Annotated in this window: 24 protein-coding genes; 17 read left to right on the forward strand and 7 right to left on the reverse strand. The window is 73.3% G+C overall.

Features of this window, described 5'->3' with window-relative positions; genetic code table 11:
• A complete protein-coding gene (locus LCH29_RS32900; RefSeq protein ID WP_446465346.1) occupies positions 1-234 on the forward strand; it encodes a DUF397 domain-containing protein in 234 nt (77 codons plus the stop codon).
• Between the two features lie 34 nt (positions 235-268).
• On the opposite strand, the gene LCH29_RS32905 is transcribed toward LCH29_RS32900, so the two are convergent.
• Entirely contained in the window at positions 269-1438 is a 1170-nt protein-coding gene (locus tag LCH29_RS32905) for an 8-amino-7-oxononanoate synthase (protein ID WP_446465347.1), read from the reverse strand.
• A 202-nt stretch (positions 1439-1640) separates the two neighbouring features.
• Here LCH29_RS32905 and bioB point away from each other — a divergent pair, with 202 nt between their 5' ends.
• The 4 genes from bioB (at position 1641) to LCH29_RS32925 (ending at position 5719) form a co-directional block, all read left to right on the forward strand.
• Positions 1641-2879 carry a biotin synthase BioB gene (gene bioB, locus LCH29_RS32910; protein WP_446465348.1) on the forward strand — a complete coding sequence of 413 codons (1239 nt, stop codon included), beginning with the start codon at positions 1641-1643 and terminating at the stop codon, positions 2877-2879.
• On the forward strand, positions 2872-4188 hold the full coding sequence (locus LCH29_RS32915) for an adenosylmethionine--8-amino-7-oxononanoate transaminase (protein WP_446465349.1): 1317 nt from the start codon (positions 2872-2874) through the stop codon (positions 4186-4188). The genes bioB and LCH29_RS32915 overlap by 8 nt, the downstream gene beginning before the upstream one ends.
• A 54-nt stretch (positions 4189-4242) precedes the next feature.
• Positions 4243-4977 carry a dethiobiotin synthase gene (bioD, locus tag LCH29_RS32920; RefSeq protein ID WP_446465350.1) on the forward strand — a complete coding sequence of 245 codons (735 nt, stop codon included), beginning with the start codon at positions 4243-4245 and terminating at the stop codon, positions 4975-4977.
• Between the two features lie 70 nt (positions 4978-5047).
• Positions 5048-5719, forward strand: coding sequence for a class I SAM-dependent methyltransferase (locus LCH29_RS32925; protein ID WP_446465351.1), 672 nt, complete (start codon positions 5048-5050; stop codon positions 5717-5719).
• 23 nt (positions 5720-5742) lie between these two features.
• Here LCH29_RS32925 and LCH29_RS32930 read toward each other — a convergent pair whose 3' ends face one another.
• The gene (locus LCH29_RS32930; RefSeq protein ID WP_009712939.1) at positions 5743-6114 is read right to left on the reverse strand and encodes a hypothetical protein; all 372 of its coding nucleotides are present in this window, start codon (positions 6112-6114) and stop codon (positions 5743-5745) included.
• Positions 6111-6380 carry a hypothetical protein gene (locus LCH29_RS32935; protein ID WP_446465352.1) on the reverse strand — a complete coding sequence of 90 codons (270 nt, stop codon included), beginning with the start codon at positions 6378-6380 and terminating at the stop codon, positions 6111-6113. Before LCH29_RS32935 ends, LCH29_RS32930 begins: the two co-directional genes overlap by 4 nt.
• Positions 6381-6627: 247 nt before the next feature.
• Here LCH29_RS32935 and LCH29_RS32940 point away from each other — a divergent pair, with 247 nt between their 5' ends.
• The 5 genes from LCH29_RS32940 to LCH29_RS32960 all read left to right on the forward strand — a co-directional run bounded on the left by LCH29_RS32940 (position 6628) and on the right by LCH29_RS32960 (position 11394).
• Complete coding sequence (locus LCH29_RS32940) at positions 6628-7422, forward strand: ABC transporter ATP-binding protein (RefSeq protein WP_446465353.1); 795 nt, start codon at positions 6628-6630, stop codon at positions 7420-7422.
• Positions 7423-7477: 55 nt separating this feature from the next.
• The gene (locus LCH29_RS32945) at positions 7478-8416 is read left to right on the forward strand and encodes a TIGR03621 family F420-dependent LLM class oxidoreductase (protein WP_446465354.1); all 939 of its coding nucleotides are present in this window, start codon (positions 7478-7480) and stop codon (positions 8414-8416) included.
• Positions 8417-8468: 52 nt separating this feature from the next.
• Complete coding sequence (locus LCH29_RS32950) at positions 8469-8894, forward strand: GNAT family N-acetyltransferase (protein WP_446465355.1); 426 nt, start codon at positions 8469-8471, stop codon at positions 8892-8894.
• Positions 8895-9007: 113 nt separating this feature from the next.
• Positions 9008-10393 (forward strand): hemolysin family protein, encoded by a 1386-nt coding sequence (locus tag LCH29_RS32955; protein WP_446465356.1) that lies wholly within the window; start codon positions 9008-9010, stop codon positions 10391-10393.
• Entirely contained in the window at positions 10390-11394 is a 1005-nt protein-coding gene (locus tag LCH29_RS32960) for a hemolysin family protein (protein WP_446465357.1), read from the forward strand. Before LCH29_RS32955 ends, LCH29_RS32960 begins: the two co-directional genes overlap by 4 nt.
• Positions 11395-11465: 71 nt before the next feature.
• Here the strand turns inward: LCH29_RS32960 and LCH29_RS32965 are convergent, their stop codons facing one another.
• Together LCH29_RS32965 and LCH29_RS32970 are read right to left on the reverse strand one after the other, a co-directional pair.
• Positions 11466-11687, reverse strand: a complete 222-nt coding sequence (locus LCH29_RS32965) for a hypothetical protein (protein ID WP_039936516.1) — start codon at positions 11685-11687, stop codon at positions 11466-11468.
• 148 nt (positions 11688-11835) lie between these two features.
• The gene (locus LCH29_RS32970; RefSeq protein ID WP_234365206.1) at positions 11836-12048 is read right to left on the reverse strand and encodes a hypothetical protein; all 213 of its coding nucleotides are present in this window, start codon (positions 12046-12048) and stop codon (positions 11836-11838) included.
• 67 nt (positions 12049-12115) lie between these two features.
• Between LCH29_RS32970 and LCH29_RS32975 the strand changes: the two genes are divergently transcribed.
• The 3 genes from LCH29_RS32975 to mug are packed head-to-tail and all read left to right on the forward strand — an operon-like array spanning position 12116 to position 14945.
• The gene (locus tag LCH29_RS32975; protein ID WP_446465358.1) at positions 12116-12886 is read left to right on the forward strand and encodes an SGNH/GDSL hydrolase family protein; all 771 of its coding nucleotides are present in this window, start codon (positions 12116-12118) and stop codon (positions 12884-12886) included.
• Positions 12887-12946: 60 nt separating this feature from the next.
• Positions 12947-14380, forward strand: coding sequence for an adenylosuccinate lyase (gene purB, locus LCH29_RS32980; RefSeq protein WP_446465359.1), 1434 nt, complete (start codon positions 12947-12949; stop codon positions 14378-14380).
• Positions 14381-14384: 4 nt separating this feature from the next.
• The gene (gene mug, locus LCH29_RS32985) at positions 14385-14945 is read left to right on the forward strand and encodes a G/U mismatch-specific DNA glycosylase (protein WP_446465360.1); all 561 of its coding nucleotides are present in this window, start codon (positions 14385-14387) and stop codon (positions 14943-14945) included.
• Positions 14946-14947: 2 nt separating this feature from the next.
• Here mug and LCH29_RS32990 read toward each other — a convergent pair whose 3' ends face one another.
• Entirely contained in the window at positions 14948-15367 is a 420-nt protein-coding gene (locus LCH29_RS32990; RefSeq protein ID WP_446465361.1) for a hypothetical protein, read from the reverse strand.
• Between the two features lie 136 nt (positions 15368-15503).
• On the opposite strand from LCH29_RS32990, the gene LCH29_RS32995 reads away from it, so the two are divergent.
• Entirely contained in the window at positions 15504-16694 is a 1191-nt protein-coding gene (locus LCH29_RS32995) for an ROK family protein (RefSeq protein WP_446465362.1), read from the forward strand.
• 51 nt (positions 16695-16745) lie between these two features.
• On the opposite strand, the gene LCH29_RS33000 is transcribed toward LCH29_RS32995, so the two are convergent.
• Positions 16746-17501, reverse strand: a complete 756-nt coding sequence (locus LCH29_RS33000) for a GntR family transcriptional regulator (RefSeq protein ID WP_446465363.1) — start codon at positions 17499-17501, stop codon at positions 16746-16748.
• Between the two features lie 183 nt (positions 17502-17684).
• Between LCH29_RS33000 and LCH29_RS33005 the strand changes: the two genes are divergently transcribed.
• From LCH29_RS33005 to LCH29_RS33015, 3 genes are all read left to right on the forward strand, one after another.
• On the forward strand, positions 17685-18431 hold the full coding sequence (locus LCH29_RS33005) for an SDR family oxidoreductase (RefSeq protein WP_446465364.1): 747 nt from the start codon (positions 17685-17687) through the stop codon (positions 18429-18431).
• A 145-nt stretch (positions 18432-18576) separates the two neighbouring features.
• Positions 18577-20160: an alkaline phosphatase D family protein gene (locus LCH29_RS33010; protein WP_446465365.1), complete on the forward strand. Its 1584-nt coding sequence runs from the start codon at positions 18577-18579 to the stop codon at positions 20158-20160.
• A 50-nt stretch (positions 20161-20210) separates the two neighbouring features.
• Positions 20211-20762 (forward strand): DUF1990 family protein, encoded by a 552-nt coding sequence (locus tag LCH29_RS33015; RefSeq protein WP_446465366.1) that lies wholly within the window; start codon positions 20211-20213, stop codon positions 20760-20762.
• The last annotated feature ends 42 nt before the right edge of the window (positions 20763-20804 follow it).

Below are 20804 nucleotides of genomic sequence, written 5' to 3' on the forward strand. Positions count from 1 at the left end.
ATGTCCGATCTGTCCGTCAAGTCCGCTGTCTGGCTGAAGAGCAGTTACAGCGTCGGAATGAACAATTGCGTCGAAACGGCCCGGCTGAGCCCGGGCCTGCTCGCCGTGCGGGACTCGAAGTACACCGCGGGACCCGCCTTGCTGTTCCGCCCGTCGGCCTGGACCTCGTTCGTCGAGGACCTGTGCCACGGCGATCTCGGTGACACCGGTTCCGGGGCCGCCTCCCGGCCGTAGCCGGGAGGACGCCACACCGCCGGACACCGATCCGTCAGGCGGCCGGTGCGGTCCCCACGATCACGTCGGCCGCCTCCTCCACCTGCTGATCCGTCAGATCCGCGCGAGCGGTGAGCCGTACCCGCGAGATGCCGTCGGGGACGGACGGGGGACGGAAGCAGCCCACCACCAGACCGGCCGCACGGCAGTCCGCGGCCCACCGCACCGCCTGCTCCGGGGACGGCGCGCGCACCGACACCACCGAGGCGTCGGGCCGCGCCGCGCTGAGCCCGGCGGCGGTCAGCCGTGCGTGCAGCCGCGCCGCGACCGTACGGGCCCGGGCGGCGCGCTCCGGCTCCCGGCTCAGCAGCCGCAGGCTCGCCAGGGCGGCGCCCGCGGCGGCCGGGTTGAGGCCGGTGTCGAAGATGAACGTGCGTGCGGTGTTCACCAGGTGCTCGATCACCCGGGCGGGCCCCAGCACCACCCCGCCCTGACTGCCCAGCGACTTCGACAGGGTGGCGGTGACCACCACGTCCGGCGCGCCCGCCAGCCCGGCGGCGTACGGGGCGCCGCGCCCGCCGTCGCCCACCACCCCCAGGCCGTGGGCGTCGTCCACGACCAGCGCCGCGCCGTGCGCCCGGCAGGCGGCGGCGAGCCCGGTCAGCGGCGCCACGTCGCCGTCCACCGAGAAGACGGAGTCGGAGACGACGAGCGCGCGCCGGTCCGGGTCCTCCTTCCGGGCCCCGTCGAGCACCTTGGCCGCGGCGTCGGGGTCGGCGTGCGGGGCGACGGCGACCTCGGCGCGGGAGAGCCGGCAGCCGTCGATGAGCGAGGCGTGGTTCCCCGCGTCGGAGACGATGAGCGCGCCCCGCCCGCTCAGCGCCGAGACCGCGGCCAGGTTGGCGGCGTACCCCGAGGAGAACACCAGCGCCGCGTCGAAGCCGCAGAACGCGGCCAGCTCCGCCTCCAGCGCCGTGTGCAGCTCCGTGGACCCGGTGACCAGCCGGGAGCCGGTCGACCCGGCGCCCCAGCGGCGCGCCGCCTCCGCCGCGGCGGCCGTCACCTCGGGGTGCCGGGACAGGCCCAGATAGTCGTTGCTCGCCAGGTCCAGCAGCGGTGAGTCGGCGGGCCGGGGCGTGAGCACGCGCCGCAGCCCGGCACGCCCGCGCTGCTCCTGTGCCGCGTCGATCCACGCGAACGGGGCGTCCTGGCGGTCCTGGGGCATCGGCTTCCTCGCCTTCCTTCGGGCACGGGCGGGCACGGGCCGGGCACCGGCCGGGCGGGGGCCGGGCGCCGACTGTGGGGTCCGGATAGAAGGTAGTCGTGCCCATGCGTGGGCAGGGTGTGGCAATACACACACCCCGAACGCCGCGTCTTGTACGGTCCCTCCTTGGCCAGGAGCGGTGCCGTAAGACAGGATCTCCGCCATGGACCTGCTGAACACGCTGGTGGACAAGGGGCTGCGGGGCGAGTCGCCGACCCGCGCAGAGGCTCTCGCGGTATTGGCGACTTCCGACGACGACGTGCTGGATGTGGTGGCCGCCGCGGGCAAGGTGCGCCGTCGGTGGTTCGGGCGGCGGGTGAAGCTCAACTACCTGGTGAACCTCAAGTCCGGGCTGTGCCCCGAGGACTGTGGGTACTGCTCGCAGCGGCTCGGCTCGACGTCCGAGATCCTCAAGTACACCTGGCTCAAGCCGGACCAGGCGGCGGCCGCGGCGGAGGCCGGGGTCGCGGGCGGCGCCAAGCGGGTCTGCCTGGTCGCCAGCGGCCGCGGGCCGACGGACCGGGACGTGGACCGGGTCTCCAAGACCATCGCCGCGATCAAGGAACAGAACGAGGACGTGGAGATCTGCGCGTGTCTCGGACTGCTGTCCGACGGGCAGGCGGAGCGGCTTCGGGAGGCGGGCGCCGACGCGTACAACCACAACCTCAACACCTCCGAGGCCACGTACGGCGACATCACCACCACCCACACCTACGCCGACCGGGTCTCCACCGTGCAGCAGGCCCAGTCCGCGGGCATGTCGGCCTGCTCCGGGCTGATCGCGGGCATGGGCGAGCGCGACGAGGACCTGGTCGACGTGGTCTTCTCGCTGCGCGAGCTCAACCCGGACTCGGTGCCGGTCAACTTCCTCATCCCCATCGAGGGCACCCCGCTGGCCGGGGACTGGAACCTCACCCCGCAGCGCTGTCTGCGCATCCTCGCCATGGTGCGGTTCGTGTGCCCGGACGTGGAGGTGCGGCTCGCGGGCGGGCGCGAGATCCACCTGCGGACGCTCCAGCCGCTGGCCCTGCACCTGGCGAACTCGATCTTCCTCGGCGACTATCTGACCACCGAGGGCCAGTCGGGCAAGGACGACCTGGACATGATCGCCGACGCGGGCTTCGAGGTGGAGGGCACGGACACCAGGACGCTGCCCGCGCACCGCGCCGACGCCCTCGCGGCGGCCGGCGGCGGCTGCGGCTCGCACGGCGCGGAGGGCGGCGGCTGCGCCCCCTGCGGCGACGCGCCCGGGACCGCCGACCACACCGCCGGCACCGCCCCCGCCGAGCCCCTCACCGAACCCGTCGCCGAGCCCGTCGCGGTGGCGGCCGGGGAGTCGCACGCGGACCTGGTCGCGGTGCGCCGCCGGGGCGCGGGGACGGAACTGCCGCCCAATGCCTGAGCCGCTGACGCCCGACGCGCTGCTGGCGCTGGACCGGCAGCACGTCTGGCATCCGTACGCACCGATGCCCGGCCGCGCGGACCCGCTCGTCGTGGAGTCCGCGGCCGGGGTCCGGCTGCGGCTCGCCGAACCGGTCGAGGGCGTACGGGAGCTGGTGGACGGGATGTCGTCGTGGTGGTCCGCCATCCACGGCTACAACCACCCGGTGCTCAACGACGCGGCGCGCGGTCAGCTCGACCGGATGAGCCACGTGATGTTCGGCGGGCTCACCCATGAGCCCGCCGTGCGGCTGGCCGCCCGGCTCGTGGAGATCACGCCCGAACCGCTCCGGCACGTCTTCCTCGCCGACTCGGGCTCGGTGTCGGTCGAGGTCGCGGTCAAGATGTGCCTCCAGTACTGGCGCTCCCTCGGCCGCCCCGCCAAGCAGCGGCTGCTGACCTGGCGCGGCGGCTACCACGGCGACACCTGGCAGCCGATGGCGGTGTGCGACCCGGACGGCGGCATGCACCGGCTGTGGTCGGGCGTCCTGCCCGAGCAGATCTTCGCCGACGCGCCGCCTCCCGGCTTCGACGCCGAGCCCGACCCGGCGTACGAGGCCCATGTGCGCGAGCTGGTGGCCCGGCACGCGGACGAGCTGGCCGCGGTGATCGTGGAACCGGTCGTGCAGGGCGCGGGCGGCATGCGGTTCCACTCCCCCGCCCTGCTGCGGATGCTGCGCGAGGCGTGCGACGAGCATGACGTGCTGCTGGTGTTCGACGAGATCGCCACCGGGTTCGGGCGCACCGGAGCGCTCTTCGCGGCCGAACACGCCGGGGTCAGCCCCGATGTGATGTGCCTGGGCAAGGCGCTGACCGGCGGTTATCTGACGATGGCCGCCACGCTGTGCACCCCGCGGGTGGCGGACGGCATCTCGCGCGGCGAGCTTCCCGTGCTCGCCCACGGCCCGACGTTCATGGGCAATCCGCTGGCCTCCGCCGTCGCGGGCGCCTCGATCGACCTGCTGCTGTCCTACGACTGGCGGCAGGAGATCAAGCGGATCGAGACGGGGCTGCGGGACGGGCTGACGCCCGCCGCCGAGCTGCCGGGCGTACGGGAGGTACGGGTGCTCGGCGCGATCGGCGTCGTCCAGCTGGACCACCCGCTGGACGACGCGGGGATGGCGGCGGCATCGCGGGCGGCGGTGCGCGAGGGCGTGTGGCTGCGGCCGTTCCGCGACATGCTCTACACCATGCCGCCCTACATCACGGGCGACGACGATCTGGCCCGTATCTGCGCGGCGGTACGGGCGGCCGCCGCCACGGCGGGCTGACCGCGCAACAGCGGGACAACGAGCGAGACAACAGCGAGAGGCACGAAGCAACAGATGTCAGTACTGGTCGTGACCGGCACCGGCACGGAGGTCGGCAAGACCGTCACCACGGCGGCCGTCGCGGCGGCGGCGCTGTCCCACGGCCGGTCGGTCGCCGTGCTCAAACCCGCGCAGACCGGCGTCGCTCCGGACGAACCGGGCGACGCCGCCGAGGTGGCCCGGCTCGCCGGTGACGTGACCCTGCGGGAACTCGCCCGCTACCCCGAGCCGCTGGCGCCCGACACCGCGGCGCGCCGTGCCGGGCGCCCCGCCGTCCGCCCGCACGAGATCGCGGAGGCGGCGGAGAAGCTGGCCGCCGAGCACGATCTGGTGCTGGTCGAGGGCGCGGGCGGCCTGCTCGTACGGTTCGACGAGACCGGCGCGACGCTCGCCGACGCGGCCCGGCTGCTCGACGCCCCGGTCCTGGTCGTCGCCCATGCGGGCCTGGGCACGCTCAACGCCACGGCCCTCACGGCGGAGGCGCTGCGCACCCGGGGCCTGCGCTTCCCCGGCGTCGTCATCGGCAGCTGGCCCGCGGACGCGGACCTCGCCTCCCGCTGCAACAGGACCGACCTGCCGGAGGCGGCGGGCGCTCCGCTGCTGGGCGCCGTCCCCGAACGGGCCGGGGCCCTGTCGCCCGCCGACTTCCGCGCGGCGGCCCCGGGGTGGCTGGCACCGCGGCTGGACGGCGTGTGGGACGCGGAGCGCTTCGTGAAGGAGCACTGCACGAAGGGGCACCGCACGGCGTAGCGGTGGGGGCGGCGTGGGCAGACTCCCGGTACCGGTATACAGCCGTCCCGCTCGAAAAGGGGTGTCACCCATGCCCGTACGCCGTCCCCGGCCCCCGCGCGAAGCCGTCCACCACCCGCTCTTCGCCCGCTTCTGGGCCAAGGTCGGTCCCGTCGCCGACGAACGGGCCGGTGTCGCCGAACTCCGTAGCGAGCTGCTGGCCGGGCTGTCCGGCCGGGTCATCGAGATCGGCGCCGGCAACGGCCTGAACTTCGTGCACTACCCGAGCACCGTCTCCGAGGTCGTCGCCATCGAGCCCGAGCGCCATCTGCGCCGCCTGGCGGTGCGGGCGGGCCACCGGGCCGAGGTGCCGGTGGACGTGGTGCCCGGGGTCGCTGAGGCGCTGCCGGTCAAGAGCGAGGCGTTCGACGCGGCGGTGGCGTGTCTGGTGCTGTGCTCCGTACGGGACGTCCAGCGCACCCTGGCCGAACTGATGCGGGTGCTGCGGCCGGGCGGTGAGCTGCGATTCCTGGAGCACGGGCGGGCGGAGGGGCGGGCCATGGCGATGACGCAGGGGGTGCTGGACCGGACGGTGTGGCCGCTGATGTTCGGCGGGTGTCACACCGGGCGCGAGGTGCGGGTGGAGATGGCGCGGGTGGGCTTCGAGCCCGTCACCCACCGGTCGCTGCGGCTCCCCGAACGGGGACTGCCGCTGCCCACCTCGCCCTGCACCCTGGGCGTGGTGCGGCGCCCGGAGTCATAGGGCGAGTCATACGAGGTGTCCCGCTAGACGCTCCACCGGCGCAGCTCGTCCGCGATCGCGTGCACATCCACCGCGCCGTCGTGCACCAGGCGCGCCAGATCCCGCACCCGCTCCGGCGAGGTGGCCACCTTCAGGCCGCTCGCCACCAGGTACGCGTACGCGACGGCCGACGCGAACAGCGCGTTCGAGCGTTCCAGGGCCGGCACCAGAAGCAGCAGCTGCAACAGCGCGGCGGCCCGCTCCTGCGGTTCGGGGTAGATCGGGGTGCCGAATATCTCCGCCTCGTGCCGGCTCACGGCGGCGACCAGCGCACCGTAGTCGGTGACGCGCGGATCCCCCGGGGTGTTGTGTTCGGCGATCATCAGAAGCCAGGCGAGATCGATACGCACGGTCAAGGGCGCGCTTCGCCTCCGAGCTCCCGACCGGGTTCACGGCCAAGATCCCGGCCGAGCTCGCGGCCGAATTCCTCGTCGAAGACCGATTGGTACTGTTTCATGAAGTCGGCCGCGGCCTCCACGAACTTGTGGCCCACCTCGCCCGCGTCCTGCCGCACCAGCTCTTCGATGTAGCGGTTCACGCTCACTCCCCGCTGTAGCGCACGCTCCCGGGCCACCTCAGCGGTGGTTTCGTCGACCCGGACGTTCAGCTGTGTCTTAGCCACACCATCAAGCTAGCGCATATTTGCTAGCTGCGCCAACGGCGCGCGGAAGCGGGCGGATCCCAGGGGGTGTCTTGTCGATCAGGCCGGATCAGCGAGCGGCGTCAGGGGGCACCTCCCAGCGGTAGCTGGGGGCGCAGGGCGACGAGCGCGGGGGCGCGAGGTGCCGTGCCAGGCGTCGCGAGCCCGGCATGACCGGCAAGACACCCCCTAACATCGAGGGCAAACCGTTCCGATACGGGAGGCGTTTGTGTCCACACCGGCGGCAACGAAGACGGACGGGTACGCGGAGGGCGGCGCTCGCCCGGCGGCCCGGGCCCGCGACCTGACCAAGGCGTACGGCAGCGGCGAGACCGCCGTGATCGCCCTGGACGCGGTGGACGTGGAGATCGAGCGGGGCAGGTTCACCGCGGTGATGGGGCCGTCCGGTTCCGGCAAGTCCACGCTGATGCACTGCCTGGCGGGTCTCGACACGGTCTCCTCGGGCCAGGTCTGGCTGGGCGACACCGAGATCACTGGGCTCGACGACCGCCGGCTGACCCAGCTGCGGCGCGACCGGATCGGCTTCATGTTCCAGTCGTTCAATCTGCTGCCCACCCTGAACGCGGTCGAGAACATCACCCTGCCCATGGACATCGCGGGCCAGAAGCCCGACCCGGAGTGGCTGGAGCGGGTCATCGACACCCTCGGGCTGCGGGACCGCCTGAAGCACCGGCCCACCCAGCTGTCGGGCGGCCAGCAGCAGCGGGTGGCCTGCGCGCGGGCGCTGGCCTCCCGCCCCGAGCTGATCTTCGCGGACGAGCCGACCGGCAACCTGGACTCGCGGGCGGGCCTGGAGGTGCTGACCTTCCTGCGCGAGGCGGTCGACGAACTGGGGCAGACGGTCGTCATGGTGACCCACGACCCGAGCGCGGCTGCCCACTCCGACCTGGTGCTCTTCCTCGACGACGGCCGGATCGTGGACCGGATGGAACGCCCCACGGCCGACTCGGTGCTGGGCCGCATGCAGATCTTCACCCGGGCGTACACGGCACACGAGAGCTGACCAATGAGCACCGCGCTCCGATAGGTTCGGGTCATTCCCCGGTCGAGGAGGGCTCATGGCGAGGCCGTTCCGCTTCGGAGTCAATCTGCTCACGCTCGAATCGGCCCCGGCATGGCGGGAGAAGTGCCGCCGCGCCGACCGGCTGGGCTACGACGTCCTGCTGGTCCCCGACCACCTGGGCATGCCCGCGCCGTTCGCCGCGCTGGTGGCCGCCGCCGAGGTCACCGAGCGGCCGCGGCTCGGCACCTTCGTCCTCAACCTGGGCTTCTGGAACCCGGCCCTGCTGGCACGCGCGGTGGCCACCTGCGACACGCTCACCGGGGGACGGCTGGAGCTGGGCCTCGGGGCGGGGTACGTGAAGGCCGAGCACGACAGCGCCGGGCTGCCGTTCGGGTCGCCGCGCGAGCGGGTGGACCACCTGGAGCACACCGTCCGTGAGCTGGAGCGGCTGCTGACCGACCCCGAGCAGCAGCCGCGGCCCGCGCAGACGCCGCGCCCGCCGCTGCTCCTGGGCGGCAACGGCGACCGGCTGCTGCGGGTGGCCGCACGCCACGCGCAGATCGCGGCCTTCACGGGCGCGGTCCAGGCCCCGGACGACGCGCCCGGCCCCGTGAAGATCATCAGCCCGGAGGCGCTGGAGGAGCGGGTGGCGGCCTTCCACCGCTTCGCCGCCGAAGCCGGGACCGGAGCCGGGGCCGGAGCCGGGGCCGGGGCCGGGGCCACAGCGGGCTCGGAGCCCGCCGAGCTGAACTATCTGATCCAGATGGTCGAGAACACCGACGCCCGCCGCGCCAAGGCCCGCGAGCTGAGGCCGTACGCCCCCGACCTCACCGAGGAACAGCTGCTGGACCACCCCGCGCTGCTGCTGGGCAGCCCCAAGGACATGGCGGACCAGCTGCGGGCCCACCGCGAGCGCTTCGGCTTCTCCTACTTCACCGTGCTGGAGCACCACATGGAGGCCTTCGCGCCGGTGATCGAGGAGCTGCACCGCTGAAGCCTCCGGAAATGGTTCGCCAGAGGGTTCGGCGCTCTGCTTGGCTCGGCCCATGAGTGATCTTCGCATCCGCCATGCCACGCCCTCGGACGTCGACACCGTGCTCGCCTTCTGGCGCGAGGCCGCGGAAGGGACGAGCATCAGCGACGACCGGGACGGGGTGGCCCGGCTGATCGCCCGGGACGCCGAGTCGCTGCTGCTGGCCGAGCGGGACGGGGCGCTCGCCGGAACCGTCATAGCGGGCTTCGACGGCTGGCGCTGCCATCTGTACCGGCTCGCCGTCCACCCCGCCCACCGCCGCCGGGGCGTGGCGACCGCGCTGCTCGCGGCGGCCGAGGAACGGTTCGCGGCGCTGGGCGGGCGGCGCGGGGACGCCATGGTGCTCGACGAGAACGCGCTCGCCCACCACGCGTGGAGCGCGGCCGGATACGCCCGGGAGCCGCAGTGGAGCCGCTGGGTGAAGCCGCTGACGCCCTGAAGCCCGCTGACGCCCGCACGCGGGGCTTTGCCGCGCCTTTACGATGAGAGTGCGCGGCGTCTCCGTCGCGCGCTCCTCCGGGCCCTGCCGGACCATGGGACGGAGGTGAACCGATGACCGAAGTCCTCCTCCTGGTCGTGGCGCTCCTGCTGGCGCTCGCATGCGGCGCCTTCGTGGCAGCGGAGTTCTCGCTGACCACGGTCGAGCGCAGCGAGCTGGAACAGGCGGTGGAGCGCGGCGAGCGCGGTGCGGCGAGCGCGCTGAAGGCCGTGCGCGGGCTGACGTACCAGCTCTCCGGCGCCCAGCTCGGCATCACCGTCACCAACCTGGTCGTCGGCATGCTCGCCGAGCCGTCCATCGCCGCGCTGCTGGGCGGACCGCTCACCGCGCTCGGGGTGCCCCGCTCCGCCTCCCACTCGGTGGCCCTCGTCATCGGCACCGCCCTGTCGACGGTGGTGATGATGGTGGTCGGCGAGCTGGTCCCCAAGAACTGGGCGATCTCCCGTCCACTGCCGGTCGCGCGGGCCGTCGCCACTCCGCAGCGCGTCTTCAGCGCGGCCTTCGGCCCGCTGATCGCCCACCTCAACAACACCGCCAACCACCTGGTGCGGCGGATGGGCCTGGAACCCACCGAGGAGCTGGCGTCGACGCGCGGCCCGCAGGAGTTGATCGCGCTCGCCCGGCACTCCGCGAAGGAGGGGGCGCTGGAGGAGGACACCGCGGAGCTGTTCGTCCGCACCCTCAATCTGAGGGAGCTGACCGCGGAGAACGTGATGACGCCCCGGGTGCAGGTGATCGCGCTGGACGTACGGGCCACCGCCGAGGACGTGGCCAACGCGACCCGCGCCACCGGTCTGTCCCGCTTCCCCGTCCACCGCGACAGCCTGGACGCGGTGGCCGGCGTCGTCCACATCAAGGACGTCCTCGCGATCCCCGCCGAGGCGCGGCCGCGCCATCCGGTGTCCGAGCTGATGCACGAGGCCCTGCTGGTCCCCGAGTCGCTCACCGTGGACCGGCTGCTCGACCGGCTCTCGGTCAGGCGCAGCATGGCCGTGGTCATCGACGAGTACGGCGGTACGGCCGGGGTCGTCACGCTGGAGGACATCGTCGAGGAGGTGGTCGGCGAGGTACGCGACGAGCACGATCCGCACGAGATCCCCGATCTGGTCCCGGCGGGCGAGGACGCCGAGGGCCGGGCGGTGTACGACGCGGACGGTGCCGCCCGGCTCGATCAGCTGGAGGCGATCGGGCTGCGGGTGTCCCCGGGGCCGTACGAGACGCTGGCCGGGCTGATCGCGGCCGAGCTGGGCCGCATCCCGGTCGTGGGCGACACGGTCCGGCCGGAGGGCTGGCGGATGGAGGTGGTCAACGCGGCGGGCCACCGCGCCGCCCGGGTACGGCTGCACGCCCCGCTCCCCCATGACCACGGCCGGGGCCACGGGCGGGGCCGGGGCCGGGACCGGGACCGGGGCCGGGACGACGGCGGGGCGGGCCCATGATCGCCGTCCAGCTGCTGATCGGCCTGCTGACGCTGGTCGCGAACGCCTTCTTCGTGGGCGCCGAGTTCGCCCTGATCTCGGTGCGGCGCAGCCAGATCGAGTCGTACGCCGAGCGGGGCGACCGCCGGGCGCGGGCCGTGCTGTGGGGGCTGGAACACGTCTCCGCGCTGCTGGCCGCGGCCCAGCTCGGCATCACGCTGTGCACCCTGGTGCTGGGTGCCGTCGCGGAACCGGCCATCGCGCATCTGCTGGAGCCGCTGTTCCACGCGGCCGGGCTGTCGCTCGGGCTGGTCCATCCCGTCTCGTTCGTGATCGCGCTGAGCCTGGCGACGTATCTGCACATGCTGGTCGGCGAGATGGTGCCGAAGAACGTGGCGCTGGCCGAGCCGGTGCGCTCCGCGCTGCTGCTCGGGCCGCCGCTGGTGGGGCTCGCGCGGGCGCTGCGCCCGGTCATCTTCGCGGTCAACGCGTTCGCCAACGGTCTGCTGAAGCTGATGCGGGTCGAGCCCCGGGGCGAGGTGGCGGCGACCTTCTCGGATGACGAACTGGCGCGCATGGTCGCGGACTCCAGCGAGGCCGGGCTGCTGGACGACCGCGGTGCCGAGCGGCTGCGGGACGCGCTGGAGCTGGGCCGGCGGCCGGTGCGGGACGTGGTGCTGCCGATGGACCGGGTGGTCTCGGCGCGGATCGGGGTGACCCCCGAGGAGCTGGAGCGGATGTCGGCCGAAACGGGCTTCTCCCGCTTCCCCGTGATCGACGACTCCGGGCGGATCCTGGGCTATCTGCATGTGAAGGACGCGCTGGACGCACATCCGCGCGACGTTCCGTTCCGCCCCGATCAGCTGCGGCCGGTGGCCCGGGTGCGGTCGCAGACGCCGCTGGACGACGTGCTCACCGCGATGCGCGACAGCGGCACCCATCTCGCGCCCGTCATCGACGCGGAGGGGCGATTGGAGGGCCTGGTCACGATGGAGGACGTGCTGCGCCTGCTGGTGGCGTGACGAGCGCGACGAGCGCAATGAGGTGACGCACGTGACGAGGCGGGGTGACGGGGAGCGGCTGCCCCGGGCCGTCACTGGTCCCGTCTGGACTCATGGGCGATGATGCACGCCTGCCAGTGCGCCAGCGCCTCCTCCCGTCCGCCGCCACCCTCCTCGGCCACGGCCAGCAGCGCGTCGGCGGCCATCGCGGCGAGCCGGACGGCGACCCGGCACACGTCGCGCGTCTCCAGCGGCTCCAGCAGGGCCGCCGCACCCTCACCGTCGTCGGCGAGGGCGGCGGCGACGATCGCCATCGTCGTACGGTCGCATTCAAAGGCATCCACGCGGACCAGACTGCCCCACTCCGCTCCGTCCGGAACCCTGCTCCGTCCAACCGAGCGACCCGTTCGCATCCGCGCGCCGCCCCGGACGGAGATTCCCGGCCATCCTCGCGGAGGGGGCTCAGGGGCGGCGGCCGGGGCGCGCGCCCGACGGGTCGTAGCGGAAGACGACGTATTCGACGTGCCCGATCACCTTGGTGCGGTCCGTCCGCCGGTACAGCTCGGGCGGCCGGAAGATGTTGTCGTCGTAGATGTCCGCGCCGGGTTCGAGGTTCCAGCTCGCCGTCGTGCCGTTCCGGGCTCCGCCCTCGAAATAGATGTGGGTCATCGCCATGCGGCTCATGATGCGCGCGCCATGGCCTCCGCGCAGCCCGCGTGCACCGGATAAGATCGTCCGAGCCATGCAGACGAACACCACCTATACAAGCTTTGTCGCGGTCGGCGACTCCTTCACCGAGGGCATGTCCGACGCCCTCCCCGACGGCGGCTACCGCGGCTGGGCCGACGTGCTCGCCGCCCGGCTGGCGGCCCGCGCCCCCGGCTTCCGGTACGCCAATCTCGCGGTGCGCGGGAAGCTGATCGGCCAGATCGTGGACGAGCAGACGGGCCCGGCGGCCGCGATGGGCGCGGACCTGGTGACGCTGGTCGGCGGCGGGAACGACGTCCTGCGTCCGAAATGCGACATCGTACGGGTGTGCGGCCTCCTGGAGGAGGCGGCCGAGCGGCTCGCGCCCAGTTGCAAGCAGCTGGTGCTGATGCGCACCCCGGGTCGGCGCGGTCCGGTGATGGAGCGGTTCCACCCGCGGATGGACCGGCTGTTCTCCTTCGTGGACGAGCTGGCCGCACGGCATGACGCGATCGTCGTGGACCTCTACGCCTCCGAGGCGGTCGGCGACCCCCGGATGTGGGCGGACGACCGGCTCCATCTGAACGCCGAGGGGCACCGCCGGGTCGCCGAGGCCGTCTGGCAGGCGCTGGGCCACGAGCCGGAGGAGGACTGGGACGCTCCGCTGCCGCCCGCGGTCCGCCCGGGCTGGCTGGCCCGCCGCACCTCGGACGCGCGCTTCGCCCGCGAGCACCTGGGCCCGTGGATCGCCCGTCGGGTGACGGGCCGTTCCTCGGGCGACGGCCGGGCCCCGAAGCGGGGCGAACTCCTGCCGTACGAGGGCTGACCGGGCCAGACCGGTGGGCACCGGTCTGGCCTGGGGATACGCCCAGTAGACTCTGTGCACGTGACTGGTAAGCCGCGCATTCCGAACGTCCTGGCCGGCCGCTACGCCTCCGCGGAGCTGGCCGTCCTGTGGTCCCCCGAGTACAAGGTGACGCTGGAGCGGCGGCTGTGGCTCGCCGTCCTGCGGGCCCAGAAGGACCTGGGCATCGAGGTGCCGGACACCGCCCTCGCCGACTACGAACGGGTCCTGGAGGACGTCGACCTCGCCTCGATCGCCGAGCGCGAGAAGGTCACCCGGCACGATGTGAAGGCCCGCATCGAGGAGTTCAACGCCCTCGCCGGTCATGAGCACGTGCACAAGGGCATGACCTCCCGCGACCTCACCGAGAACGTCGAGCAGCTCCAGACCCGGCTCTCCCTGGAGCTGGTGCGGGACCGTACGGTCGCCGTGCTGGCCCGGCTCGGCAAGCTGGCCGCCGACCACGCCGAGCTGGTGATGGCGGGCCGCTCGCACAACGTCGCCGCGCAGGCCACCACGCTCGGCAAGCGCTTCGCGACCGCGGCGGACGAGCTGCTGGTCGCCTACGGGCGCGTGGAGGAGCTGCTCGGCCGGTACCCGCTGCGCGGCATCAAGGGCCCGGTCGGCACCGCGCAGGACATGCTGGACCTGCTCGGCGGCGACGCGCAGAAGCTGGCCGAGCTGGAGCGGCGGATCGCCGGTCACCTGGGCTTCGCGCAGGCGTTCACCTCGGTCGGCCAGGTCTACCCGCGCTCGCTGGACTACGAGGTCGTCACCGCCCTGGTGCAGCTGGCCGCGGCCCCGTCCTCGCTGGCCAAGACGATCCGGCTGATGGCCGGGCACGAGCTGGTGACCGAGGGCTTCAAGCCGGGCCAGGTCGGTTCGTCCGCGATGCCGCACAAGATGAACACCCGCTCCTGCGAGCGCGTCAACGGCCTCGCCGTGATCCTGCGCGGCTACGCGTCGATGACCGGCGAGCTGGCGGGCGACCAGTGGAACGAGGGCGATGTGTCCTGCTCGGTGGTGCGCCGGGTCGCGCTGCCGGACGCGTTCTTCGCCTTCGACGGGCTGCTGGAGACCTTCCTGACCGTGCTCGACGAGTTCGGCGCCTTCCCCGCCGTCGTCGCCCGCGAGCTGGACCGCTACCTGCCCTTCCTCGCCACCACCAAGGTGCTGATGGGCGCCGTGCGGGCCGGGGTGGGCCGCGAGATCGCCCATGAGGCGATCAAGGAGCACGCGGTCGCCGCCGCCCTCGCGATGCGCGAGCAGGGCGCCGAGCGCAACGAGCTGCTCGACTCCCTCGCCGCGGATGAGCGGATTCCGCTGGACCGGGCGGAGCTGGAGGCGCTGATGGCGGACAAGCTGTCCTTCACGGGCGCCGCCGCAGAGCAGGTCGGCACGGTGGTCGGCCGGATCGAGGAGATCATCAAGCAGCACCCCGAGGCGGCGGCGTACGCACCGGCTTCGATCCTCTGACGCCGTGCCCCCGACGCCCGACGAACTGGAGGCCGCCCGCGACCGCCTCGTGCCCGATGTGGTCGGGGACGGTCTGCGGGTCCTCTTCTGCGGCATCAACCCCGGGCTGATGACCGCCGCCACCGGCCATCACTTCGCCCGCCCCGGCAACCGGTTCTGGCCCGTGCTGCACGCCTCGGGGTTCACCCCGCGGCTGCTGCACCCCTCCGAGCAGGGGGAGCTGCCGTCCTATGGCCTGGGCATCACCAATGTGGTCGCCCGGGCCAGCGCCCGTGCCGACGAGCTGACCGACGAGGAGTACCGGGAGGGGGGCCGGATCCTGGAGGAGAAGGTCCGCCGCCTGCGGCCGCGCTGGCTCGCGGTGGCGGGCGTCACCGCCTACCGGATCGCGTTCGGCGACAAGCGGGCGAAGATCGGCCCCCAGGAACGGACCATCGGGGACACCCGGATATGGGCCCTGCCCAACCCCAGCGGGCTGAACGCGCACTGGACGAAGGCGACGATGGCGGAGGAGTACGCCCGGCTGCGCGCCGCCGCCGAGGGGGACGCGGGAGCCCGGGGCTGACGTCAGCCGACGCCCGACTCCCCTATCGCCACCAGCAGCTGGAACGGCAGCTCGCGGTCGCCCTGCCCCACCCCGAGCCCGACCCAGCGCCCGTCCACGCGCCAGACGTACAGCTCGGGTACGTAGCCGCACAGGTCGTCGAGCGGCGGCGGAACCGGCTCCCCCATCGCCGACCGCTCCAGGGCGTCGGCGAGGTCGAGGACCCGAGGGGCGCCCCACCGTAAGGTCAGCACCTGGACGAGGACGCCCAGCTCGGCCTCGAACTCCTCCAGCACCTCCTCCACCCGGGTCAGGTCCGCGTCCCAGAAGTCCTCGCTCACCCGGAGGTCGGCGACGTGGAACCCCGGGCCGCGGCGCTGCGCGGGGAAGTCCCGGGTCCGGAGCGCGTCGATCGTGGCCAGGTGGTCCGCCGTACTGGTCATGCCATCAGTAAACAACCCGGGTCAGACATCTGGTCGGCCGTCAGCTGCTGGGGGCGGGCACGGGTTCGCAGGTGGCTCGCCGTGCCCGCCCCCAGCAGATACGATCCGGCACATACGCAGTGGGAGGGGGACCGACGTGGGGCGGCTGACCGGCGGGGACCCGTCCCTGCTGCGGCGCATCAACTCCGCCGTGGTGCTCCAGGCGCTTCGCGCCGCCACCGCTTCCGCTCCACCGGACGCCGCCTCCGCGTCCCTCACCGACCTCACCCTGGCCACCGGCCTGTCCCGTCCCACGGTCGAGGGGGTGGTCGACGGGCTGATCGACAGCGGTCTCGCGGCCGAGGTGCCCGCCGAGGAGGGCGGCGTCCGCCGCCAGGGCCGCCCCGCGCGCCGCTTCCGCTTCCGCGCCGAGGCCGGGCATCTGCTGGGCATAGAGATAGGCGCGCACCGGGTCGCCGCCCTGCTGTCGGACCTGGACGGACGTGCGCTCGGCTCGACGGTGCGCGAGGTGTCCGAGAAGGCACCCGTGGACGAGCGGCTGGAGCGGGTGCGGGCCGCCGTGGCGGAGCTGCTCCGGCACGGCGGGGTCGAACGCCACTCGCTGCGGGCGGTCGGGGTGGGCAGCCCGGGCATCGTGGAGGCCGACGGCACCGTCCATCTGTGCACCGCCCTGCCGGGCTGGACGGGCCTGCCGCTCGGCGAGCGGCTGCGGCGCTCCTTCCGGTGTCCGGTGCTGGTGGAGAACGACGCGAACACCGCGGCCGTGGCCGAGCACTGGAGGGGCGCCGCGGTCGGCTCGGACGACGTCGTCTTCGTACTGGCCGGGCTGAGCCCGGGCGCCGGGTCGCTGATCGGCGGTCGGCTGCACCGCGGCTACGGCGGCGCGGCGGGGGAGATCGGCGCGCTGCATCTGCTGGGCCGCGAGGCCAGCCCGGAACAGATGCTCTCCACCACCGGCGAACCGCTGAACCCCCTGGACGAGGCGCAGGTCGTACGGGTCTTCGCGCTCGCCCGGGACGGCGACGCCCGGGCGCGCGCGGCCGTGGACCGCTTCATCCGACGGCTGGTGCACGACACGGCGGCCCTGGTGCTGGCCCTCGACCCCGAGGTGGTCGTGGTGGGCGGCTGGGCCGCGGATCTCGACGGCATGCTGGGCCCGCTCCGCGACGAACTGGCCCGCTACTGTCTGCGCCCGCCGCAGGTCGCCCAGTCGCTGCTGGGCGAGGCCGCGGTGACGACGGGCGCGCTGCGGCTGGCCCTGGATCATGTGGAGGCGGAGCTGTTCGCGGTGGACAGCACGGTCACCGCGCGCCGCGCCGGTCGCTGAGCCCCTTTCGGGGCCCGACCGCCGCTGAGACTGTTGCGGCCGTCCGCCGGATCAGCCCGCCAGCAGCTCCACGCCGTTCACGTCGCCGAAGGTGTCGCCGAAGGTGAGGCGGCAGGTGTCGGCGCGGTACGTGGCCACGGCGACCGCCGCGGTGCGGTTCTCCGCCACGTAGCGGGTGGTCACCACGAGGACGGGGGCGCCGGGCAGCCGGTCCAGCTCCTTGGCGTCGTCCGCCCGGGCCGACCCCAGCTCCACCGACTGCTCCCGCCCCTCCAGCTCCAGCCGGCTCAGCTCGCGCAGCACGGCACGCGCGCGGGCCAGTCCGCTGGGGGTGTCGATGGCGGCGAGGCCGGGAACGGAGGCGGCCGGTACGTACAGCAGCTCGGCGGCGAGCGGCTGGCCCTGGCTCACCCGGGTGCGCCGCACCTGGTGCACGGGGGCGTCGGGGTCGGTGTCGAGGAGCCGCAGGACCGCGGCGGGCGGCACCGCCTCGACGCTGTCGACGCACGACCAGGTGTCGTCGCCCGCCTCCGTCCAGGTGTGGGTGTAGTCCCCGACGGCCACGCCGACGCGCGGCGGCGCGACGGTGGTGCCGACACCGCGGCGGCGCTGAAGCCTGCCCTCCAGCTCCAGCTGTTCGAGGGCCTGCCGGAGGGTGGCGCGGGCGACGCCGAAACGGGCGGCCAGCTCACGCTCGTTGGGCAGGATCTCCCCGACCGCGAACTCCGAGTCGAGCGCGTCGCTGAGCACGGTCTTCAGATGCCAGTACTTCGGCTCCGGCACCGTGTCGAGCTGTGTGGTCCCCACCCTGATCTCCCCCTGATATGCGAGCTGACTTGGCGAGCTGACTTATGCGCGCTTATTTATTAAAGATTGTTGCAGTATCAATGCGACCATAGGGCGGGGCACATACTTGGTCAAGACCAATGCCCGATCAGCTATCGTCATGATCATTCCATCAGGGACGGTAACGGGGCGGGAGCTGAGGTAATGGACCAGGTCACGGTCGTGACGGGCGGAAGCCGTGGCATCGGGGCGGCGGTGGCGGTGCGGCTGGCCCGCGCCGGGCACAGCGTCGCCATCGGCTACGAGCAGGCCCGGGAGGCCGCCGAGCGGTGCGCGGAACTGGTGCGCGCGGAGGGGGTGCGGGCCGCCGTCGTCCAGGCCGACACCAGCGCCGAGGACCAGGTCGAGGCGATGTTCGACACGGTGCGGGACGAGCTGGGCCCGATCACCGGACTGGTCAACAACGCCGGGATCACCGGGCCGTTGGGCCGCTTCACCGAAACCTCGCCCGAGGTGATGCGGCGGGTCGTGGACGTCAACGTGACGGGCGCCCTGCTGTGCGCGCGGCGGGCGGCCCGCGAGATGTCCACCCGGCACGGCGGCCGCGGCGGCGCCATCGTCAACGTCTCCTCCGGTGCGGCGACGACCGGCAGCCCCGGGGAGTACGTGCACTACGCGGCCAGCAAGGCGGCCGTGGACGCGATGACGGTGGGCCTGTCGAAGGAACTGGCCGCCGAGGGGATCCGGGTCAACTCGGTTCAGCCGGGCATGACGCTGACCGACATCCACGCGCAGATGGGTGACCCGGAGCGGCCGTGGCGGAATCCGGAGCGGGTGCCGATGGGGCGGCCGGGCGAGCCGGAGGAGATCGCGGGCGCGGTGGCGTGGCTGCTCTCCCCGGAGGCGTCGTACACGACGGGAGCCGTGCTGCGGGTGGCCGGCGGGCTGTAGCCGGGCCGCAGGCGTAACCGGGCCGCAGCCGCAGCCGGGTAGCCCAGGAAGAGCCTGCTGTTTACTGTGCGTTCGGAATTGAGGCATCTCGCACCGATAGCAACAGACCGGCACAGCTGTTCTACGAGCAACGGGAGGCTCCACCATGGCGAGGGAATCCGGCAGAAGGATCGGGCGGCGCGCGGTGCTCCAGGGGTCGGCCGCCGCGTCCGCGGCGCTGGCGCTGCCCGCCGGGGCATCGGGGGTGGCCTCGGCGGCGCCCGCGCAGGCGCTGTCGGGCCGTCCGAGCGCCCGGTGGGGCGTGCAGTCGGGCGATGTGACGACGTCTTCGGGTCTGGTGTGGGTGCGCTCCGACCGCCCGGCCCGGATGATCGTGGAGACCTCCGCGACGGAGTCCTTCACCCACCCGCGCCGCTGGGAGGGGCCGCTGCTCGGGCCGGGCACGGACTTCACCGGGCGCACCGCGCTGCACGGCCTCCCGGCCGGCAGCCAGGTGCACTACCGGGTGCTGCTCGCCGATCCGGAGGACCCGCGCCGCACCGGTGAGCCGGTGCAGGGGACGTTCCGCACGGTGCCGGAGCGCCGCAAGGGCGTGCGCTTCGTCTGGTCGGGCGACCTGGCGGGGCAGGGCTGGGGCATCGACCCGGACCGGGGCGGCTATCGCGTCTTCGAGGAGATGCGGCGCCGCAACCCCGACTTCTTCCTGTGCAGCGGCGACAACATCTACGCCGACGGCCCGCTCACCGAGACCGTCAAGCTGCCCGACGGCTCCACCTGGCGGAACATCATGACGCCGGAGAAGTCCAAGGTCGCCGAGACCCTGGACGAGTACCGCGGCAACTTCCGCTACAACCTGCTGGACGAGAATCTGCGCCGGTTCCACGCCGAGGTGCCGACCATCACCCAGTGGGACGACCACGAGGTGCTGAACAACTGGTACCCGGGCGAGATCCTGGCCGACGACCGCTACACCGAGAAGAACGTGGACGTGCTGGCGGCCCGCGCCCGGCAGGCGTTCGCCGAGTACTTCCCGATCAGCACGCTGCGGCCGGACGCGAGCGGCCGGGTGTACCGGGTCCAGCACCACGGCCCGCTGCTGGACGTCTTCGTGCTGGACTGCCGTACGTACCGCGACGCCAACTCACCGGGCCGCCAGCCGGAGGACACCCAGGGCATCCTGGGCGCCGAGCAGCTGCGGTGGCTGAAGCGGGAGCTGTCGCGGTCGCGCGCGGTGTGGAAGGTGATCGCCTGCGACATGCCGCTGGGCCTGGTGGTCCCGGACGGCAAGAGCGACGTCGAGGCCGTGGCGCAGGGCGACCCCGGCGCCCCGCTGGGCCGTGAGCTCCAGCTCGCGGAGCTGCTGCGGCACATCAAGCACCAGAAGATCACCGGCACGGTCTGGCTGACGGCGGACGTCCACTACACCTCGGCGCAGCACTACGACCCGTCGCGGGCGGCGTTCAAGGACTTCGCGCCGTTCTGGGAGTTCGTCACCGGTCCGCTGAACGCGGGCTCCTTCCCGGCGGTGAAGCTGGACGGCACGTTCGGCCCGGAGCAGTCGTATCTCAAGGCGCCGGACCGGACGAACGTCTCGCCCGCCGAGGGCTACCAGTTCTACGGCGAGGTGGAGATCGACGGCGACAGCGGCGAGCTGACGGTGCGGCTGCTGGAGGTCGGCGGGGCGGTGCTGTTCACCAAGGCGCTCAAGCCGGGGCTGGTCGGTCAGTAGCGGAGCCGATGTGTGCGGTACGCGTCCCCGGGGCGCGTACCGTACCGCCCATGGCCTCCCGCGTTCCGTCCTCCCCCCTCACCTACCCCGAGGTGGGCGCCACCCGGCACCGGCCGCTGCCCGCCGGATACGGCCATCTGCGGGTGCGGACCCGGATCGGGACGGGCCCGGCGGTGTTCGAGGCGGCGGGGCGCGCGGTGCTGGAGTGGCGGATGCACCGGGCCGTCGGGGTCACGATCCACGCCGACGGGCCCGCCGCCGAGGGGCGGACGGTCGTGGTGGGGCTGGGGGCCGGGCCGCTGCGGCTGCGCGCGCCGTGCGCGGTGGTGTGGACGGTGGCGGACGGGACGGCGGTCGGCTTCGCGTACGGGACGCTGCCGGGCCATCCGGAGCGCGGCGAGGAGTCGTTCGTGGTGAGCCTGGAGCGGGACGGCTCGGTGTGGCTGACGGTCACGGCGTTCAGCCGCCCGGCGGTGCGGTTGACCCGGGCGGTGGCGCCGCTGGTGCCGTACTTCCAGCGGGCGTACGCGCGCCGCTGCGGGCGGGTGCTGCGGCGGCTGGCGGGCGGGGGCCGGGCGGCCGGTAGCCGGGCGGCGGGATAGGAGAATCCGCCACCATTGAATCTCCGACAGATTAATCTCGGA

It is taken from the genome of Streptomyces sp. BRA346, from assembly GCF_052851135.1.

What these genes read in the sequence shown, in the direction of transcription:
- LCH29_RS32970 (WP_234365206.1), bottom strand. Translation starts at nt 12,048, where the DNA reads ATGGCGATGACCCACATCTATTTCGAGGGCGGAGCCCGGAACGGCACG.
- LCH29_RS32900 (WP_446465346.1), top strand. Translation starts at nt 1, where the DNA reads ATGTCCGATCTGTCCGTCAAGTCCGCTGTCTGGCTGAAGAGCAGTTAC.
- LCH29_RS33015 (WP_446465366.1), top strand. Translation starts at nt 20,211, where the DNA reads ATGGCCTCCCGCGTTCCGTCCTCCCCCCTCACCTACCCCGAGGTGGGC.
- LCH29_RS32965 (WP_039936516.1), bottom strand. Translation starts at nt 11,687, where the DNA reads ATGGCGATCGTCGCCGCCGCCCTCGCCGACGACGGTGAGGGTGCGGCG.
- LCH29_RS32905 (WP_446465347.1), bottom strand. Translation starts at nt 1,438, where the DNA reads ATGCCCCAGGACCGCCAGGACGCCCCGTTCGCGTGGATCGACGCGGCA.
- bioB (WP_446465348.1), top strand. Translation starts at nt 1,641, where the DNA reads ATGGACCTGCTGAACACGCTGGTGGACAAGGGGCTGCGGGGCGAGTCG.
- LCH29_RS33010 (WP_446465365.1), top strand. Translation starts at nt 18,577, where the DNA reads ATGGCGAGGGAATCCGGCAGAAGGATCGGGCGGCGCGCGGTGCTCCAG.
- LCH29_RS32975 (WP_446465358.1), top strand. Translation starts at nt 12,116, where the DNA reads ATGCAGACGAACACCACCTATACAAGCTTTGTCGCGGTCGGCGACTCC.
- LCH29_RS32915 (WP_446465349.1), top strand. Translation starts at nt 2,872, where the DNA reads ATGCCTGAGCCGCTGACGCCCGACGCGCTGCTGGCGCTGGACCGGCAG.
- LCH29_RS32955 (WP_446465356.1), top strand. Translation starts at nt 9,008, where the DNA reads ATGACCGAAGTCCTCCTCCTGGTCGTGGCGCTCCTGCTGGCGCTCGCA.
- LCH29_RS32925 (WP_446465351.1), top strand. Translation starts at nt 5,048, where the DNA reads ATGCCCGTACGCCGTCCCCGGCCCCCGCGCGAAGCCGTCCACCACCCG.
- LCH29_RS32960 (WP_446465357.1), top strand. Translation starts at nt 10,390, where the DNA reads ATGATCGCCGTCCAGCTGCTGATCGGCCTGCTGACGCTGGTCGCGAAC.
- LCH29_RS32945 (WP_446465354.1), top strand. Translation starts at nt 7,478, where the DNA reads ATGGCGAGGCCGTTCCGCTTCGGAGTCAATCTGCTCACGCTCGAATCG.
- bioD (WP_446465350.1), top strand. Translation starts at nt 4,243, where the DNA reads ATGTCAGTACTGGTCGTGACCGGCACCGGCACGGAGGTCGGCAAGACC.
- LCH29_RS32990 (WP_446465361.1), bottom strand. Translation starts at nt 15,367, where the DNA reads ATGACCAGTACGGCGGACCACCTGGCCACGATCGACGCGCTCCGGACC.
- LCH29_RS33005 (WP_446465364.1), top strand. Translation starts at nt 17,685, where the DNA reads ATGGACCAGGTCACGGTCGTGACGGGCGGAAGCCGTGGCATCGGGGCG.
- LCH29_RS32950 (WP_446465355.1), top strand. Translation starts at nt 8,469, where the DNA reads ATGAGTGATCTTCGCATCCGCCATGCCACGCCCTCGGACGTCGACACC.